Source organism: Silvibacterium bohemicum (assembly GCF_001006305.1).
Taxonomy (GTDB): Bacteria; Acidobacteriota; Terriglobia; order Terriglobales; family Acidobacteriaceae; genus Silvibacterium; species Silvibacterium bohemicum.
Genome location: NZ_LBHJ01000003.1, coordinates 563,668 through 578,483, shown reverse-complemented (window position 1 = coordinate 578,483; position 14,816 = coordinate 563,668). Strand labels below are relative to the sequence as shown.

Genomic DNA, 14,816 nt, shown 5'->3' with positions numbered 1-14,816 from the left:
AAAGGACGTTGTGGCCTATCCGATCACAACGGCCCCTGGACACCGAGTCGCGTATGACCCCTATTCAACAGACCTATATCGTCCGACTCCCTCCGCTTCCACCATAAATGGCTATCTATTTCCATATCTATCAAGGCAAAGCCGCAGCTCGTACGATCTGCTCGAATCCGGGGCTGAAGCACGATCATTCCAGAGCTCGAGGTGGCACAGCTGAAGCCGTGCCCTCCCTCCCAATACAAAAACACTTTTGTTGAATTCCTACCCTGACCAGACGACTGGGGAGTGGTCTAGCCGTTCGTCTTTCATTCCATTTTCGCGAATCATTTCCGTGAATCAGGGATGGAGAGGTGGGTTTTGCGTGCGCAGCCACTTAAGCAGACCGGCTGGGTCGTCGGTGATGATCGCGTCGACATGTGCATCGGCCAGCTTCTGCCAGCCTTCCGGAGTATTCACAGTGTAGGGCGCGACCTGGAAGCTGTGTTCGTGCGCCCACGTCACTGCATCCGCTGTGGCTAGACTTGCGTCGGGGCTGAAGAAATCCCCTGGACGAAGCTGCGCCGTCTCAGCGATGTGGGCGAAGGTCTTGTCAGTGTCGGTCAGTCCCATCATTTTGTCGTACTGAGCCTGGCCGAAGAGCGCAGAGAGGCGAATCGACGGATCGAGCATGCGCATGGCGCGGAGGGTGCGGAAATCAAAGCTCTGCAGGATCACGCGAGACTCCAGGTGGTGACGCTTGACTGCCTCATCGATCATGGCGACGAAGGCCTCGGGCGTGGGAGTGATCTCCGGCCGGTTGGGGAAGATCTTGGTCTCGACATTGAATTGAAAGGAACCCTGAGGAGCGAGATCGAGCACCTCGTCGAAGGTGGGAATCGGGGTGTGCCGCACGGCCACTTGCGTTGGAAAGGCCGGCAACGCGCGCGCACCGCAATCGTACTGCCTGAGCTGCTCCAGCGTGAGCGAATGGATGTAGGTGCCCGGCGGCAGCGGCGGCCCGTCACAGTGCCGCTCGTTCGCAAGTGCAGCTGAGATTGCAGCCGCGATGCGCGGGTCTTTGGAGATAGTCTCCGGCGCGGGCTGGGTCAGAAAAGGCGAGTGAGAGACGACTAGCACGTTGTCCTTGGTCACGGCGAGGTCAAGCTCGAGAACGTCGGCTCCAACGGAGATGCCGTACTGAAACGATGGAATGGAATTTTCAGGCCTGTAGGCGCGGCCTCCTCGATGAGCATGAACAAGGATGATGCGCGGAGCGTTGGAATCCGTCTGCGCTGCGAGCGAAAGAGTCATGAGAATGGACAGTGCGGCTACTTTGAGCATGTGATCAGCTTCAACGCAGGGAGTTACTGGAGAATGAAAAGGGCCGCCATTGTAGTAGCGGTACAAGATGATTCTCAGTCCTTCCACACCATTGGCCGTGTACGGCAATTGCTGCACCAGTGCTTGTCAGCCTGCCGCATGGCTCGCTCCGCACCCTGAGCTTTAATTGCCTTTAGCACTGCGCGTACTGTCTCGATTTTAGTTTTGTCGAGACTGGCCAGATACGGGCGAAGGTGACTGCAAGCGACGGCCATAATCTTCAGACATCTTCGCCCAGGAGATTGCTCACGCGCACGATGGTCTCAATCTGTTGCTGGCTGAGCCTTGCGAGCAGATTGCGTCGTATGGATTCCGCGTGGATTGGCCTTGCAGCGTCCAGTTTCGCCTTGCCCTGTTTGGTCAACACCACGAGAACGACTCGCTGGTCGGCTTCCTGGCGTTCGATCAGCTGCCTTTGCTGCATGCGCGTCAGATGATGCGAGAGGCGGCTTTTGTCCCAACCCAGGGACTGCGCCAGCACCTGCTGTCGCATTTGTCCCTTTCCCAGGTCGGCCAAACGAGAGAGAACGCCGAAGTCCGCGCCGGAGAGGCCTGTGGCGTCAGAGATATCCCTTCCAACCCGCTCCAGCACATCTTCCCCCATCATCTTGAACGCGTGCCAGATGCGGAGTTCCTGCGGCGACAAAGGCTTGCCGGACATGGGAACAGATTATCAGCCGAGTGGTTGACGCGACAACCAAGCTGCGCATATCCTGGTTGACATGACAACCCACGCCAATAAGAAAACCGCTCTCGTTACCGGCGCCAACAAAGGAATAGGCAAAGCCATCGCTGCGGGACTGGCGCGGGATGGCTTCACCGTCTTCCTTGGCGCTCGCGACTCTGAAAAGGGCCACGCTGCAGCTGCGGAGCTCAAAGCGGAAGGAGACGTACGCTTTGTTCTTCTGGATGTGACGGATTCCGCGTCGGTGCAATCCGCGCGGGAGGCCATCGAATCAGAGACTGATCGGCTGGACGTGTTGGTGAATAATGCCGGAATTGCCTCTGCGCCCGGTTCCCGATTCAAGGAACCTGCTGAGGAGATCGCCGCAAGTATGCGTATTGTCTATGAGACGAATGTTTTTGCCGTGGTTGCCGTTACGAATGCGTTTATGCCGCTACTTCTTAGGTCTGACGCAGGCCGCATCGTGAATGTCACGAGCAAGCGCGGTTCGATTGGCGAAGAAGGAGCGTGGGTGGGAAGGCCCAACATGACGTACTCCAGTTCGAAGACCGCGCTCAACGCAATTACTGCCCATTACGCTCGCAGCCTGTCGGCGACAAACATCAAGGTGAACGGAGCCGCACCCGGCCACGTCGCTACAGACTTCAATGGCTTTCGTGGCACGCGCACACCAGACAAGGGAGCGGAGGTAGCCATTCGACTGGCGCAGTTGGGCAAGGATGGACCGACCGGTGTTGTTTTCGAGGATGACCAGCAACTCGCGTGGTAATGCATTGCGGAGAAACGGTACCTTATCGAACTTGGGGATTGAAAATGAAACAGATTGCGGGTAAGCAAGATGGTTATACCTACGGGGATGAGTCCGTTGAGGTTTCGCCGGTCACCATGGATGAGCTCGAACGACTGAAGGTCTCGGTGGGGTTTACCGATGAGGACCGGCAGTGGCTGAAGGCGGCGGGTGAGGTGCTGGCCGATCAGGTGAAGGCGATCGTGACGCGTTGGCGCAGCGAGATTATTGCGAGCATTCCGCACCTTGCACGGCATTCGCGGTCGCTCAAGGGCGACAAGCTGCCGGGATATCTGGCGCAGAGCAATTTACGGTTTGAGCAGTGGATCTTAGACACCTGCCTGCGTGAGTACGACCAGGAGTGGCTGAACTATCAGCATGAGATTGCGCTGCGGCATACGAGCGCGAAGAAGAACAGGACAGATGGAGTCGAATCTACGGCGTTTGTACCTTACCGCGATATTGCGGCGTTTACGGCGGTGCTGGTTGAAACGATGAAACCGTATCTGGCGGCGAAGGGGCACTCCGAGATTGAAGTGGAGGCGATGCATCGAGCATGGGGGAGATCCTTGCAATTGCAGATTGCGCTCTGGGCACAAGTCTACATAGCATCGCCAGGTAACGAATGGTAAAGCGCACCGGCGCTCCGGGGACGGCGCCGGTGCGGTGCCGCCTACTCAGGCTTGCGTATAGTCCATGTCGTCCAGGTCTGCGATCAGGCCACGCCCTGTTGGCTTCCAATTCAGCTTCTGTTGGGTGAGTGCGCCAGAGGACGGCATATCGCGGCCGGCGAAGTGGGAAAGCCAGCCGAAGTGCGCTTCCGCCTCCCCGGGCTGGATGCTGACCACCGGCACCTTCAGTCCGCGACCGTGCGCTTCGACGATGGCTTTCATCGGTACGCCCTCCTCGTCGACTGCATGGTAGATTGCACCCAGTTCTGCTTTCTCGAAGGCCAGGCGATAGAGCCGCGCTACGTCAGAGACGTGCGCTGCGGGCCAGCGATTGCTGCCGTCGCCGACATACGCGCAGACACCCTTTTGGCGAGCCACGGCGAGGAGATAGGGCACCAGTCCCTGCTTCCGGGTGTCGTGTACCTGCGGCAGCCGTACAACGCAGGTATTCACGCCGCGCGTCGTCAACACCTTCACTGTTTCTTCCGAAGCGACGCGCGGATTCCAAGCAACGCTCGCGCTATCCTCGGTCGATGACTTGCCATCCACATTGGCCACCATCCCCGTCGCCGAGGTGACGACGAACGGCCGGTTCGAACCCAGTAGCACTTCGCCGATCGCCAAAATGGCTGCGCGGTCATCGTCACAGTTCTTCTGTAACTGCGAGAAGTCGTGGTTGAAGGCGAGATGAATGACGCCGTCGGTCTTCCCTGCTCCCTCGCGCAGGCTGTCGAGGTTCTCCAGGTTGCCGTGCTGCACCTCGGCACCGGCCTTGCGCAGAGCTTCGGCTCCGGCCTCCGATCGCGTCAGCCCCAGCACATGGTGTCCTGCCTGAATCAACTCCGGAACGAGCGCCGAACCGATGAAGCCCGTCGCCCCGGTCACAAAGATACGCATGATGATGTCTCCTAAGTCCCACGAATAGGCGGCGAATCTGGTAAGCGACCAACCAGGGCCGTCTTTCACTAGATGGGCTTGGGTCCTGGGACGATCTATACTGAGAGTCCGCATGATCGGTTCAATCGTCCTGCCGCTACACCGCCCCGAGATTCAGGGATTCGAGACGCCGCGTTTGCAGCCGGCTTCAGGATCGAATCAACGTATGGATCCGCTGTCTGAAGTTCTTGCCCTGATGAAACCGCAGGTTTACGTTGCTGGTGGATTTTCGGTGCTGGGCGACGTGGCCGTTCGCTTTCCGAAGCATAACGGCGTCAAGTGTTATGCCATGCTTGCCGGGGATTGCTGGCTGGTTGTTGAAGGCGTGTCCGAGCCGGTGCTGCTTCATGCCGGAGATTGCTTTCTGCTTCCGCGCGGACTGCCATTCCATCTCACCACCGATCTCTCGCTCGAACCGCTTCTCTATTCCGAGGCCTGCGTCCGGCAGCGCATGAGGCACGAAGCCCCGGGTGTTACCGAAGACGCGCGATACATCGCCGGAGGCCACTTCGCTTTGAGCGGCGGCCACGCCGAGATGCTTCTGCAATCATTGCCGCCTATCGTCCATATTCGCCGCGAGTCGGACAAGACCGCGATGCGGTGGTCGCTCGAGCGTATGCGTGAGGAACTCCGCGATCCGCAGCCTGGCGGTTCGCTGATTGCACAGCAGCTTGCCTACATGATGCTCATCCAGGCGCTGCGCCTGCACCTGGCGGACACTGCCAGCGCTCGTTCAGGTTGGCTCTCTGCGCTGTCTGACAAGCACATGAGCATTGCCATCGCCGCCATGCACAATGATCCCGGATATCCCTGGACGCTTCAATCGCTGGCCGAACGCGTCGGCATGTCACGCTCCGTCTTCGCGCTGCGCTTCCGCGAGACGGTCGGCGCTACGCCGATGGAATACCTCATCCGCTGGCGCATGCTGCTGGCTGCCGATCGCCTGACGAACTCCTCTGATGGCCTCTCGTCCATTGCGCAGTCGCTCGGCTATGAATCCGAAAGCGCCTTCGGCAAAGCCTTCCGCCGCGTGATGGGATGCTCTCCAAGGCAGTACACCCTGCCTGCGACACCATGCGCCATCTCTGCGAATCACAGGGTTGAGGACTAGGACGAGAAATCGAGAGTGGGTTTCTCAAGATTCAACAGAAGAGCTTTGGCGTCGAGGCCGCCGGCGAAACCGGTGAGCTTGCCGGATGAACCGATCACCCGGTGACATGGAACGACAATCGAGATTGGGTTGCGGCCGTTCGCTGCACCTACAGCGCGGCTTGCGGCTGGTCTGCCGAGCTGTTTTGCGATCTCGCCATAGCTCAGCGTTTTGCCAAAGGGTATCGCCTGGAGTGCCTGCCATACATCCTTCTGGAACGCCGTGCCGCGCATGTCGAGCGGGATCGAGAATACGTCGCGCTTGCCTGCGAAATATTCGTTCAGTTGACGCTCAGTCTCAACGAGGATGTGCTGATTTTCGTCTTCCACGAGATCGGTGAGTGGAACACGCCGGGAATTGTCGTTTTCCCAGAGAATGGCAACGAGTCCGGTCTCGCTGGCGACGAGTTTCAATCTTCCAACGGGTGAGGCGACATGTTTATAGGACAAGCTCATGACGATCTCCTTTCGACTTCACCTGGACGTTCCATCTTCTCCCGTCGGGTGAGATGTTCTCCATAGACATGGTAAGACGCATAAAAAATTACAGCCAGGAGCGACATGCTCCCGGCTGTTTGTTTTAGGTGATGCTTCAGGCTGTGTTCTCAGGGCGTCGAAACTAGATCGAGACACCTGATTTTTACCACTGGCGCTGCGACTCTCCCGTATTCGGATCGAGAATCAGCGTGCGATCATAGCCGCGGTTGTTCGCGTCGAAATCGAAGAGGTTCAGGATCGATCCGGAGATGGCGTCGAAGGATTGATCGCCGATACGCCCCACCTGCCAGTTGTCTTCGATGAAGCGCAGAATCGAAGACTGGTCGGCGACCGAATGGCCGACGAAGTTTTCCCGGGCAAAGGGCGAGATCACCAGGAAAGGCAGCCGTGGACCATATCCGCAGCGATCGAGGTAGGCGCCGGACTTGGCTGTTCCGCAGAGACCCGCTGCGCCGAGCAGCGCATCGTTGCTGGGATCGCTCGATGGGTTAACGATGGGTGCGAGCACATGATCGTACCAGCCGTCGGAATCGTCCCACGCGATGAGGATGGCCATGTCTTTCCAATCCGGGCTCTCCTGCAGACGGTTGATAGTGTCGACCAGGAATGTCTGCTCGGCGAGCGGGCTGGAGGTCGATGGATGACCTGTCTGGTCGGCGGGGGCTTTCAGGAAGCTGACTGCGGGGATGTTATTCGCCGAGACCGCATTCCAGAAATCGGTGAGCGCGTACTGATGGTTGGCCTGGTCCGTGGTTCCGATGGTCTTGACCGAAGTTGGCGGCAGGTGGTGGGGATTCGCAGTCGAAGCGTAGTACTGGAAGGGCGTGTAATGAGGATCGGCTTCGGTGATGCACTGGGCCTTGCCGCCGGTGGTGCTGGACGGGGTCCAGTCGCCATAGAACCATCCCCACGTGATCTTCTTCGCGTTGAGCAGATCACCGACGTTCTTGCCGGACATCTGGATCGTCGTGCCGGTCGAGCAGTCGTCCGCGGTGGGATCGATGTTGGCGATCACGCTGCCATTCACTACCTTGCCGGAGACGGTCGCCGGAGTTGCGCCGTGGGTCTGTCCGGTAATCAGGTTCAGATGCCCCATGACGGTGGTGCCGAAGGTCGAGGCGAAGAAGTTGTCGCTCATCGCATAGTGCTGCGCGTAGTTCCAGAGAGCAGTGACGGTATTGCCGTCGTAATATCCCATGGCGAGGTTGGGCGTGCAATCGGTTCCGGTGCCGCTCAAGAGCTCGGAGACCTCGTTGATGAGGCCGCCGTTGTAGGCCTTCTGCTCGTCGGTGTAGTGATTGTCGTTGTCGCAGGTCACGGCCTCGGAGCGATCGAGACGAAAGGGCGCGGCCGAATCCGGGTTGTTGTTGAGCAGCGTCGAGGTCAGGCCATTGATGGCGAGAGTGGACGGGCTCGCGTGGAAGCTCGGCTCACCAGCGGGATTCGCAGCGTTGGGATAGGTTCCGAAATAGTGATCGAAGGAGATGTTTTCATCGAAGATCACCACCAGGTGCTTGATCGGGGTGGTCGTCGCAAATGAGTTCGCGCTGGAATGCTGGTTCGAATTGCCGTACTGGTAACCGTATTGGGCGAAGGACGAGGATGGGTTCGAGATCAGGGTGACCAGAACGGTCGCGAGGAACGCAGAGTACCTTTGCATTTTTGAATAACCTTTCGGCGCCGGTTTGATGTCTGAACAGAGCGGCGCCTGTCGAGGTAACAGCGAACTCACGCTAGTCCGGCTTTGTTGCACATGCGTTAAATCATCAAAAAAATGCGGATGCAACTGTTGTGCGATGCTTATTCAACGATTCATGTTTGAGCGATTCTCCATCGCAGCACCGCGGCGGCCGTTGTGCAAGGCACGGATATTGAGCGCCGCTCTTCTAGCACTGGCTCCGCTTTCAGCTTCCACTTCGGCGCACACACAGGCGGATGCGCAGAAAGATTGCGCGCGTCCGCTTCCCGGCAGCGTTGTAGCCGACCCGCCGGAGGTCCGTAGTCACAATGGCGTTCTGCAGGCGGATCTTACTTACTCGAACTTCAAAGCCGCGAACGGGCAGGAACACTATTGCTACTGGGATACAAGCGGCGCGGATTCTCCCACGCTGCGGATCTCTCCGGGAGATCTGCTGATCCTTCATCTGAAAAACGAGCTGGTGGCCGCTTCGAGCAACACCTCGAAAGACCACGAAACGTCGATGGCAGTTTCCGATCCATGCGCGAGCGCGCGGATGACGGCGCTCTCGACGAACCTCCACTTCCACGGCCTGACCGTGCCGCCCGTGTGCCATGAAGATGACGTGCTGCGTACGATGGTGCAGCCGCAGGACGCGCCCTTCGAATACCGTTTCCGTATCCCTGACGACGAGTCGCCCGGCTTGTACTGGTATCACCCGCATACGCATGGATTCAGCAATCCGCAGGTGCTCGGAGGCGCGTCCGGGGCGTTGATCGTCGAAGGCATCGAGCGCGCGAACAAGGAACTGGCCGGACTTCCGCAGAGAGTCTTCGTTATTCGCGATCAGGAGCTGCTTCATCCCGATGCCGAGCCGGCGGCCACGGGCTCCATGCCGCCTCCACCGGTCCTGCGCGACGCCGAAGGGGAGATCCTCAATAACGGAAGCGGCGGGGGCAAGCCGGCCAAGGATCTTTCCATCAATTTTATTCCGGTGCCCTGGCCCGATTATCCACCCGCCATCATCAGGGTGCGGCCTGCGGAGCGGCAGGTGTGGCGCGTGCTCAATGCATCGGCGATCACATATCTCGATCTCCAGATCCTGGTGGAGAACAAGCCGCAGTCGATGGCAGTGGTCGCGCTCGATGGCGAACCCCTCGACGAGAACGGCATGACGCCGGACCGGATTCTGTGGGCCGATCACGTCTTCCTTCCGCCCGCGGGACGAGTGGAGTTCCTCTTCAAAGGCCTGCCGCAAGGAGCGCAGGCGCGCCTGATTACGCGCAGCGTCGATACCGGACCGGCGGGTGAGAACGACCCGGTGCGGCCTCTGGCGACTGTGATAGCCTCCGAGGGCTCGCCGGAGCCTGCGTCGCGACTCGGCGCATCTCCCGCGCCGCTTCCGCATTCTGCTGCGGTCTGGCTTGGCAATGTTCCGCCGGTGCGGACACGAAAGCTTTATTTCTCCGAGAGGCCCTCCGATCCCGGCGCGCCGAATAGCCCCACGGTTTTCATGATCACCGTCGACGGGCAAACACCCGCGCCCTTCGATTCACACGCAGCACAGCCGGATATCGTCGCGCACCAGGGCGATGTGGAAGATTGGGTAATCGAGAATCGCACGCAGGAGATGCATGCCTTCCACATTCACCAGGTCCACTTCATGCTGACGCGATGGATGGGCGTGCAGGTTGACGAACCATTTCTGCGGGACACGATTAATGTGCCGTACTGGGATGGCAAGAGCGCCCGCTATCCAAGCGTGACGCTACGCATGGATTTCCGCGATCCGAATGCGGTGGGAACGTTCGTCTATCACTGCCACCTTCTGGAGCATGAAGATGGAGGAATGATGGGCACCATCCGCGTTCTGCCGAAAAACCGGGATTCTTACTGAAGTAAAAATTTATACTGCAGTAAGGACAAATGCCGCTGCCATCGACAATACGACGCATTGTGCTCACCGGGTTCATGGGGGCGGGTAAATCGACCACTGGCGCTCTGCTCGCACAGACACTGGGCTGGCGCTTCATCGACTCGGATGCGGCGATCGAGGCGCGTACCGGCCGCCCCATCGGGAAAATCTTCGCCGAAGACGGCGAGGCCGCCTTTCGCGTCGTGGAGGCGGACACCATCCGCGAGCACACCCGCGGCCAGGACCTGGTGCTCGCCCTGGGCGGTGGTGCAATGGAACACTTGCGGACTCGCGATGTCTTAAAGAGTCTCGACGAAACCCGGGTCGTCTTTCTGGACGCGCCTCTCGAGGTAATGGTGGCGCGCTGCGTGGCTCAGCCCGAGGCCGCAGAACGGCCGGTCCTCGCCGACCGCGATGGCCTGCTGGTTCGGCTGACCAATCGCCTCCCGCACTATCGCACCGCTCATCTGACCGTATCCACGGCCGATCTTACCCCCGAAAAGGTGGCAGAGCGCATCCTATGGGAGTTGTCGGGGACGCACTCGGAAGCGATGCGCACCGACGAGAAAGGCCTGCCCAAGCAATGAGCGGAACCACGGAAAACGAGCAGCCAAAGAACAAATCCAAGTCGGCCCACGGCAATATCCTCTTCGCCTTCGGTGTGGCTCTCGCGCTTTACACCGCCTGGCACGTACGCGAGGAGCTGGTGCTCATCTATGTGAGCGCGCTATTCGCTGTGGTGCTGATGCCGGTGGTGCGGAGCATCACCAGCCTGCGTATCGGCAAATGGAGCCCGGGACGCGGTCTGGCCATCTTTCTGCTGCTGCTTGCCGCTGCGGGAGCCGCAGCGCTCTTCTTCGTCTTCGCACTGCCGCCGGTCATTCGCGATCTGCACGAGTTCGCCCTGGAAATGCCTACGCGGGGTCCGCAGCTGCTGGCCCGCATCCGCCAGCTGCCCTTCTCGCAGCGCGTGAACGTAGCGGCATTGAATGCCAAACTGCAGGACTTCGCCTCGAACTTCGCGACTTATCTTCTCTATTCGATCAAGAACTGGGCCAGCACGCTATTCAAAATCATTACCGGCGTCGTGCTGACCGTGTACTTCATGATGGAGGGCGAAACCGCTTATCGCTGGCTGCTCTCCTTCTTTCCGGTTGAGCAACGGCAGCGACTCGATGTCACGCTCGCCCGCGCCGAAGTCCGCATGGGCAAATGGCTGCTCGGGCAAGGATCGCTCATGCTGATTCTCGGCCTCTCCAGCACGATCGTCTTCGTCGCGCTGAAGGTTCGCTACGCTTATGCGCTCGGAGTGCTGATGGGTCTGCTCAACATCATCCCCATTGCGGGCGCGCTGGTTTCGGTGGCGCTGGCAATTCTGGTAGCCGCGATCGACTCCTGGGGACGAGTGCTGGGCGTGGCCATCTTTTACGCCATCTACTCGCAGGTGGAGACGTCGTATCTTACGCCCAAGATCATGCGCACCAGCGTCGACCTCGCAGGCCTGTCGGTTTTGATTGCCCTGTTGCTGGGGGCAGCGCTCGCCGGAGTAATCGGCGCCATGGTAGCTGTGCCCACCGCGGTGCTGGTCGCGGTCCTGCTCAATGAATACGCGGTGAAACCCGAGTCCATCATCGTGGAGGGCAAGCCGCCGAGCGAGATCCGGTAAGGCCGCTCATTCCGCTCGGTCATTTTCCTGGACCCGGACGCTCTCTGCATCGATCCCTGTATCATGGAGAGTCCACCCCGTAATGACTCCTGTCTCGTCCAGTTCCGCGTTGCCCGCCGAAGCCCAGCCAGCCGACTTGGCCGCTGCGCCGCCCCCTGATGTAAAAGAGGCGGCGGAACACCGCTCCCTTCGCGCTCCCCGGGCTGGGACGACCGCTTCTCGCATTGCCGACTACCGCGAGCTTTTCAAGGACCGCGTGACGTTGATGGTAATGCTCACCGCGTGGGCGGGGTTTTATATGGGCTCGATGCAGTCGGGGATCAGCAGCGTGCAGCCGGGTCTGCTCGAAGCCCTGTTGGGCATCGGGATGGTCTCGGCCGGCTCGGCCGCGCTCAACGAGTGCATGGAGCGCAAGCTGGACGCGAAGATGATCCGCACCGCGCAGCGGCCGCTGGCCTCGGGACGCATCAGCCTGCTGCACGGCATCCTGCTCGGCCTGGGCGCCATCGCCATCGGCGCCATCTGGCTGGCTCATTCCACCAACCTGGTCACCAGCACCCTTACGCTCATCACCGCGTTCAGCTACGTCGCGATCTATACGCCCCTGAAGCGCTACACCAGCCTGGCTACCTTCATCGGGGCCTTCCCCGGAGCGATGGGACCGCTGCTGGGCTGGACCGCGGCGCGGGGACGCATTGAATGGCCGGCCGTCGCGCTCTTCGGCATCCTTTTTGTGTGGCAGTTTCCGCATTTCATGGCCATTTCGTGGCTCTATCGCGAGGACTACGGACGCGCCGGTATCCGCATGTTGCCGGTGGTTCAGCCGGATGGGTGGTCGACGGTTCTGGAAGCTCTGACCTATGCCGTGCTGATGATCCCGGTGAGCCTGACGCCGGTCTATCTGCACATTGCCGGACCGGTTTATGGGGTTATCGCCGCGGTTCTCGGGCTGGTGTATCTGGGGTACACAATCCGTTTCGGACGCATCACCCGCGCCCGCTCTACTACCGAATCGAAGATGTATGCGCGCGACCTGTTGAAGGTCAGCGTGATCTACCTGCCGCTGCTGCTCACCGCGCTCATGCTCAACGCCAAAGGGAAATGAAACCACCGCGGAATTGAATAAAACCAGTTCGAAAGTGTTAGTGGAGTACGAAGGATCGATGCCAACTGCCATCCAACCGAAGCAATCCAGCGGAAAGACGATCGCCGCCATCCTGGTCGTAAGCGCCCTGGCCAGCGCGCTCATATGCTGGCTGGTTTACTTCCACGCTCCCACCGACGTGTCAGGCACGCACCTGCTGTTTTTGCCCGCGGTCAATGCCCTGCTGAATGCGCTCAGCACCGTCGCCCTGCTGATCGGCTTCTACTTCATCCGCACGCGGCAGATTCCCAAGCACCGCGCGGCCATGCTGACGGCTTTCTTCTTCTCGTCCATCTTTCTGGTCTCCTACCTGACCAACTTCACGCTGCACGGCGAGACGAAGTTTCCCCGCCTCAATCCCTGGTGGCCTTTCTATTGGAAGCTGTTGCTCTCGCACATCCTGCTGTCGGTAATTGCGCTGCCCATCATTCTTATTACCTTTTTCTTTTCGCTCACCGGCCGCTTCCCTGCCCATAAACGCATCGCACGCTGGACTTTTCCGATCTGGTTGTACGTATCCGTAACCGGCGTGATCGTCTACGCCATGCAGGCCGCCTGCCGCTAACAACCTCATGCCCCTATTGATGGAAAAAGAACCGGAAAAGCAGCCCCACCGTGAGATTCATCTCACGGCGACGGCCGGTTCGTTGTCCGATCCGAATGACGATGGAACGCGGCAGCTGCTCCGGGCGGGCGCTTGGATTCTGCTGGTCGGCATCGCCGCCGCGATCCTCACCAAAACCGTCTTCGGCGGCATTGGAACGCAGGGCCCGCACACCAATTCCGGATGGCTTTCGCTGCTGGTGGCCATGGGCTGCCTGCCCTTCGGCTTCCTTCTCTTTCTGCTGGGATTCGCCAAATGGCTAAGGAACCTGAGCATCCAGAGACGGGCTGGGAGATTACCAAAGGCCTAATAACGTGCGTTTCGGCGCGAGGGGCGATTCGCAGGAGGCGCGGTCCCCTGTTATTCTTCTCAAGATAAATGCGATTGGAGTACATCGACACCCATGGCTAAGAGCGTCAACAAGGTCATTCTTCTCGGCAACGTAGGCAAGGATCCCGAGGTCAAATTTCTGCCCAGCGGCTCGGCCGTGGCCAATCTCACCATCGCCACCTCGGAGCGCTTCAAGGACAAGGGCGGCGAGTGGCAGGACCGCACCGAGTGGCACAATCTGGTGGCCTACCAGCGCACCGCGGAGATCATCCGCGACTACGTCAAGAAGGGCAATAAGCTTTACATCGAAGGCCGCATCCAGACCCGCTCCTGGGACGACAAGACCAGCGGCGAGAAAAAATACCGGACCGAGATCATCATCGGCGAGCTGGTGCTTCTGTCTGGCCGCGGCGACGGAGAGAGCGGCGGAGGCGGAGGCTACAACCGCAGCAGTAGCAGCAGTTCCTACGACCAGCGCAGCTCAGGCCCCTCCGACGATCTGGTGAACTCAACCGAGATCACCGACGACGATATTCCGTTCTAGGGAACTATCCCGGTAGAGATTTGCGCGACGGCGCGGGCTTGAAAATCAGCTATTCCCATAGACCGGAATTGCCGCGCCGTGGATCGTCTTGGCACCCTCACTGCACAAGAACAGTACGACCATTGCGATGTCCTCAGGCTTTGGCCACGTTGCAAAGTTGGCGTCTGGCATTGCCTTTCGGTTTGCGGCTGTGTCGATGATGCTGGGAAGAATGGAGTTCACGCGCACGCCTGTTCCCTTGCAGTCGCCTGCCAGGGAATCTATGAGCGCAACTGCGGCAGCCTTGGACGCGGCATATGCTCCTGCGCCCGCTCCGTGATCGACGGCTGCCTTCGCAGCCACGTTCACGATAGATCCATGGCCTGATCGCAGCATGGCAGGCAGCACCGCGCGGGCGAGAATGAAGCCGGAGCGCAAATTCAGCGACAGCATACGGTCCAGAACAGTGGAGTCCGTGTCCCACAGTTTTATGCCGCCGGCATAACCCCCTATTGTGTTTACGAGAGTGTCCAGCTTGCCGTGAGCCACCAAAACTTTATCGATGAATTTTGCGGTGGAAGATTCGTCGGTTACGTCGACCTGATATCCCTCCAGCAAGCTCTTGTTTGAACCAGCCGCATCCTTCAACGAGAGGAATTCCTCTTCTCTACGGTAGGTCACCACCGTTTTTGCACCTTCGTTGAGAAATGCGAGGCTGACCGCTTTGCCTAAGCCACCGGTGCCGCCAGCAACCACAGCGATTTGTCCTGACAATTCAATCTTCATGTAGCCGGATTAAGCCTGAAACGCAGAGGCGATACCATTAGACAAAGGTATCGATCGATACTTTAGCCAAGCGACAGCGTTCGGCGGC

General features: G+C 59.4%; 16 protein-coding genes. 10 read left to right on the top strand and 6 right to left on the bottom strand.

Annotation, left to right across the window (positions count from 1 at the left end; all coding sequences use genetic code 11):
• Window positions 1–333: 333 nt before the first annotated feature.
• Window positions 334–1,434, bottom strand: coding sequence for a glycerophosphodiester phosphodiesterase family protein (locus XX99_RS07940; RefSeq protein WP_231581198.1), 1,101 nt, complete (start codon window positions 1,432–1,434; stop codon window positions 334–336).
• Between the two features lie 142 nt (window positions 1,435–1,576).
• Window positions 1,577–2,017, bottom strand: coding sequence for a MarR family winged helix-turn-helix transcriptional regulator (locus tag XX99_RS07935; RefSeq protein WP_050058830.1), 441 nt, complete (start codon window positions 2,015–2,017; stop codon window positions 1,577–1,579).
• A 61-nt stretch (window positions 2,018–2,078) separates the two neighbouring features.
• Between XX99_RS07935 and XX99_RS07930 the strand changes: the two genes are divergently transcribed.
• Together XX99_RS07930 and XX99_RS07925 are read left to right on the top strand one after the other, a co-directional pair.
• Complete coding sequence (locus tag XX99_RS07930; protein WP_050058829.1) at window positions 2,079–2,810, top strand: SDR family oxidoreductase; 732 nt, start codon at window positions 2,079–2,081, stop codon at window positions 2,808–2,810.
• Window positions 2,811–2,854: 44 nt separating this feature from the next.
• A complete protein-coding gene (locus XX99_RS07925; RefSeq protein WP_050058828.1) occupies window positions 2,855–3,460 on the top strand; it encodes a protoglobin domain-containing protein in 606 nt (201 codons plus the stop codon).
• Between the two features lie 45 nt (window positions 3,461–3,505).
• On the opposite strand, the gene XX99_RS07920 is transcribed toward XX99_RS07925, so the two are convergent.
• On the bottom strand, window positions 3,506–4,396 hold the full coding sequence (locus XX99_RS07920; protein WP_050058827.1) for an SDR family oxidoreductase: 891 nt from the start codon (window positions 4,394–4,396) through the stop codon (window positions 3,506–3,508).
• Between the two features lie 112 nt (window positions 4,397–4,508).
• Between XX99_RS07920 and XX99_RS07915 the strand changes: the two genes are divergently transcribed.
• Window positions 4,509–5,546: an AraC family transcriptional regulator gene (locus XX99_RS07915; protein WP_231581197.1), complete on the top strand. Its 1,038-nt coding sequence runs from the start codon at window positions 4,509–4,511 to the stop codon at window positions 5,544–5,546.
• On the opposite strand, the gene XX99_RS07910 is transcribed toward XX99_RS07915, so the two are convergent.
• Both XX99_RS07910 and XX99_RS07905 read right to left on the bottom strand, forming a co-directional pair.
• On the bottom strand, window positions 5,543–6,040 hold the full coding sequence (locus tag XX99_RS07910; protein ID WP_050058826.1) for a methylated-DNA--[protein]-cysteine S-methyltransferase: 498 nt from the start codon (window positions 6,038–6,040) through the stop codon (window positions 5,543–5,545). The genes XX99_RS07915 and XX99_RS07910 overlap by 4 nt on opposite strands.
• A 184-nt stretch (window positions 6,041–6,224) precedes the next feature.
• Window positions 6,225–7,742, bottom strand: a complete 1,518-nt coding sequence (locus XX99_RS07905) for an alkaline phosphatase family protein (protein ID WP_050058825.1) — start codon at window positions 7,740–7,742, stop codon at window positions 6,225–6,227.
• A gap of 136 nt (window positions 7,743–7,878) precedes the next feature.
• On the opposite strand from XX99_RS07905, the gene XX99_RS07900 reads away from it, so the two are divergent.
• The 7 genes from XX99_RS07900 to XX99_RS07870 all read left to right on the top strand — a co-directional run bounded on the left by XX99_RS07900 (window position 7,879) and on the right by XX99_RS07870 (window position 13,963).
• On the top strand, window positions 7,879–9,657 hold the full coding sequence (locus XX99_RS07900; protein WP_231581196.1) for a multicopper oxidase family protein: 1,779 nt from the start codon (window positions 7,879–7,881) through the stop codon (window positions 9,655–9,657).
• A 29-nt stretch (window positions 9,658–9,686) separates the two neighbouring features.
• Window positions 9,687–10,262, top strand: a complete 576-nt coding sequence (locus XX99_RS07895) for a shikimate kinase (RefSeq protein ID WP_050058824.1) — start codon at window positions 9,687–9,689, stop codon at window positions 10,260–10,262.
• Window positions 10,259–11,341 carry an AI-2E family transporter gene (locus tag XX99_RS07890; RefSeq protein WP_050058823.1) on the top strand — a complete coding sequence of 361 codons (1,083 nt, stop codon included), beginning with the start codon at window positions 10,259–10,261 and terminating at the stop codon, window positions 11,339–11,341. Before XX99_RS07895 ends, XX99_RS07890 begins: the two co-directional genes overlap by 4 nt.
• Before the next feature lie 82 nt (window positions 11,342–11,423).
• Entirely contained in the window at window positions 11,424–12,446 is a 1,023-nt protein-coding gene (gene cyoE / locus XX99_RS07885; RefSeq protein WP_082125363.1) for a heme o synthase, read from the top strand.
• Between the two features lie 58 nt (window positions 12,447–12,504).
• Entirely contained in the window at window positions 12,505–13,050 is a 546-nt protein-coding gene (locus XX99_RS07880; protein ID WP_050059333.1) for a DUF420 domain-containing protein, read from the top strand.
• 7 nt (window positions 13,051–13,057) lie between these two features.
• On the top strand, window positions 13,058–13,399 hold the full coding sequence (locus XX99_RS07875) for a hypothetical protein (protein ID WP_231581195.1): 342 nt from the start codon (window positions 13,058–13,060) through the stop codon (window positions 13,397–13,399).
• Between the two features lie 93 nt (window positions 13,400–13,492).
• Window positions 13,493–13,963 (top strand): single-stranded DNA-binding protein, encoded by a 471-nt coding sequence (locus XX99_RS07870; RefSeq protein ID WP_050058822.1) that lies wholly within the window; start codon window positions 13,493–13,495, stop codon window positions 13,961–13,963.
• Between the two features lie 45 nt (window positions 13,964–14,008).
• Here the strand turns inward: XX99_RS07870 and XX99_RS07865 are convergent, their stop codons facing one another.
• The gene (locus XX99_RS07865) at window positions 14,009–14,716 is read right to left on the bottom strand and encodes an SDR family NAD(P)-dependent oxidoreductase (protein ID WP_231581194.1); all 708 of its coding nucleotides are present in this window, start codon (window positions 14,714–14,716) and stop codon (window positions 14,009–14,011) included.
• Window positions 14,717–14,816 lie beyond the last annotated feature (100 nt).

Excerpts from the sequence above, each read along its gene's own strand:
- XX99_RS07935 (WP_050058830.1), bottom strand. The coding sequence starts at position 2,017 with ATGTCCGGCAAGCCTTTGTCGCCGCAGGAACTCCGCATCTGGCACGCG.
- XX99_RS07930 (WP_050058829.1), top strand. The coding sequence starts at position 2,079 with ATGACAACCCACGCCAATAAGAAAACCGCTCTCGTTACCGGCGCCAAC.
- XX99_RS07925 (WP_050058828.1), top strand. The coding sequence starts at position 2,855 with ATGAAACAGATTGCGGGTAAGCAAGATGGTTATACCTACGGGGATGAG.
- XX99_RS07920 (WP_050058827.1), bottom strand. The coding sequence starts at position 4,396 with ATGCGTATCTTTGTGACCGGGGCGACGGGCTTCATCGGTTCGGCGCTC.
- XX99_RS07915 (WP_231581197.1), top strand. The coding sequence starts at position 4,509 with ATGATCGGTTCAATCGTCCTGCCGCTACACCGCCCCGAGATTCAGGGA.
- XX99_RS07910 (WP_050058826.1), bottom strand. The coding sequence starts at position 6,040 with ATGAGCTTGTCCTATAAACATGTCGCCTCACCCGTTGGAAGATTGAAA.
- XX99_RS07905 (WP_050058825.1), bottom strand. The coding sequence starts at position 7,742 with ATGCAAAGGTACTCTGCGTTCCTCGCGACCGTTCTGGTCACCCTGATC.
- XX99_RS07900 (WP_231581196.1), top strand. The coding sequence starts at position 7,879 with ATGCTTATTCAACGATTCATGTTTGAGCGATTCTCCATCGCAGCACCG.
- XX99_RS07895 (WP_050058824.1), top strand. The coding sequence starts at position 9,687 with ATGCCGCTGCCATCGACAATACGACGCATTGTGCTCACCGGGTTCATG.
- XX99_RS07890 (WP_050058823.1), top strand. The coding sequence starts at position 10,259 with ATGAGCGGAACCACGGAAAACGAGCAGCCAAAGAACAAATCCAAGTCG.
- cyoE (WP_082125363.1), top strand. The coding sequence starts at position 11,424 with ATGACTCCTGTCTCGTCCAGTTCCGCGTTGCCCGCCGAAGCCCAGCCA.
- XX99_RS07880 (WP_050059333.1), top strand. The coding sequence starts at position 12,505 with ATGCCAACTGCCATCCAACCGAAGCAATCCAGCGGAAAGACGATCGCC.
- XX99_RS07875 (WP_231581195.1), top strand. The coding sequence starts at position 13,058 with ATGCCCCTATTGATGGAAAAAGAACCGGAAAAGCAGCCCCACCGTGAG.
- XX99_RS07870 (WP_050058822.1), top strand. The coding sequence starts at position 13,493 with ATGGCTAAGAGCGTCAACAAGGTCATTCTTCTCGGCAACGTAGGCAAG.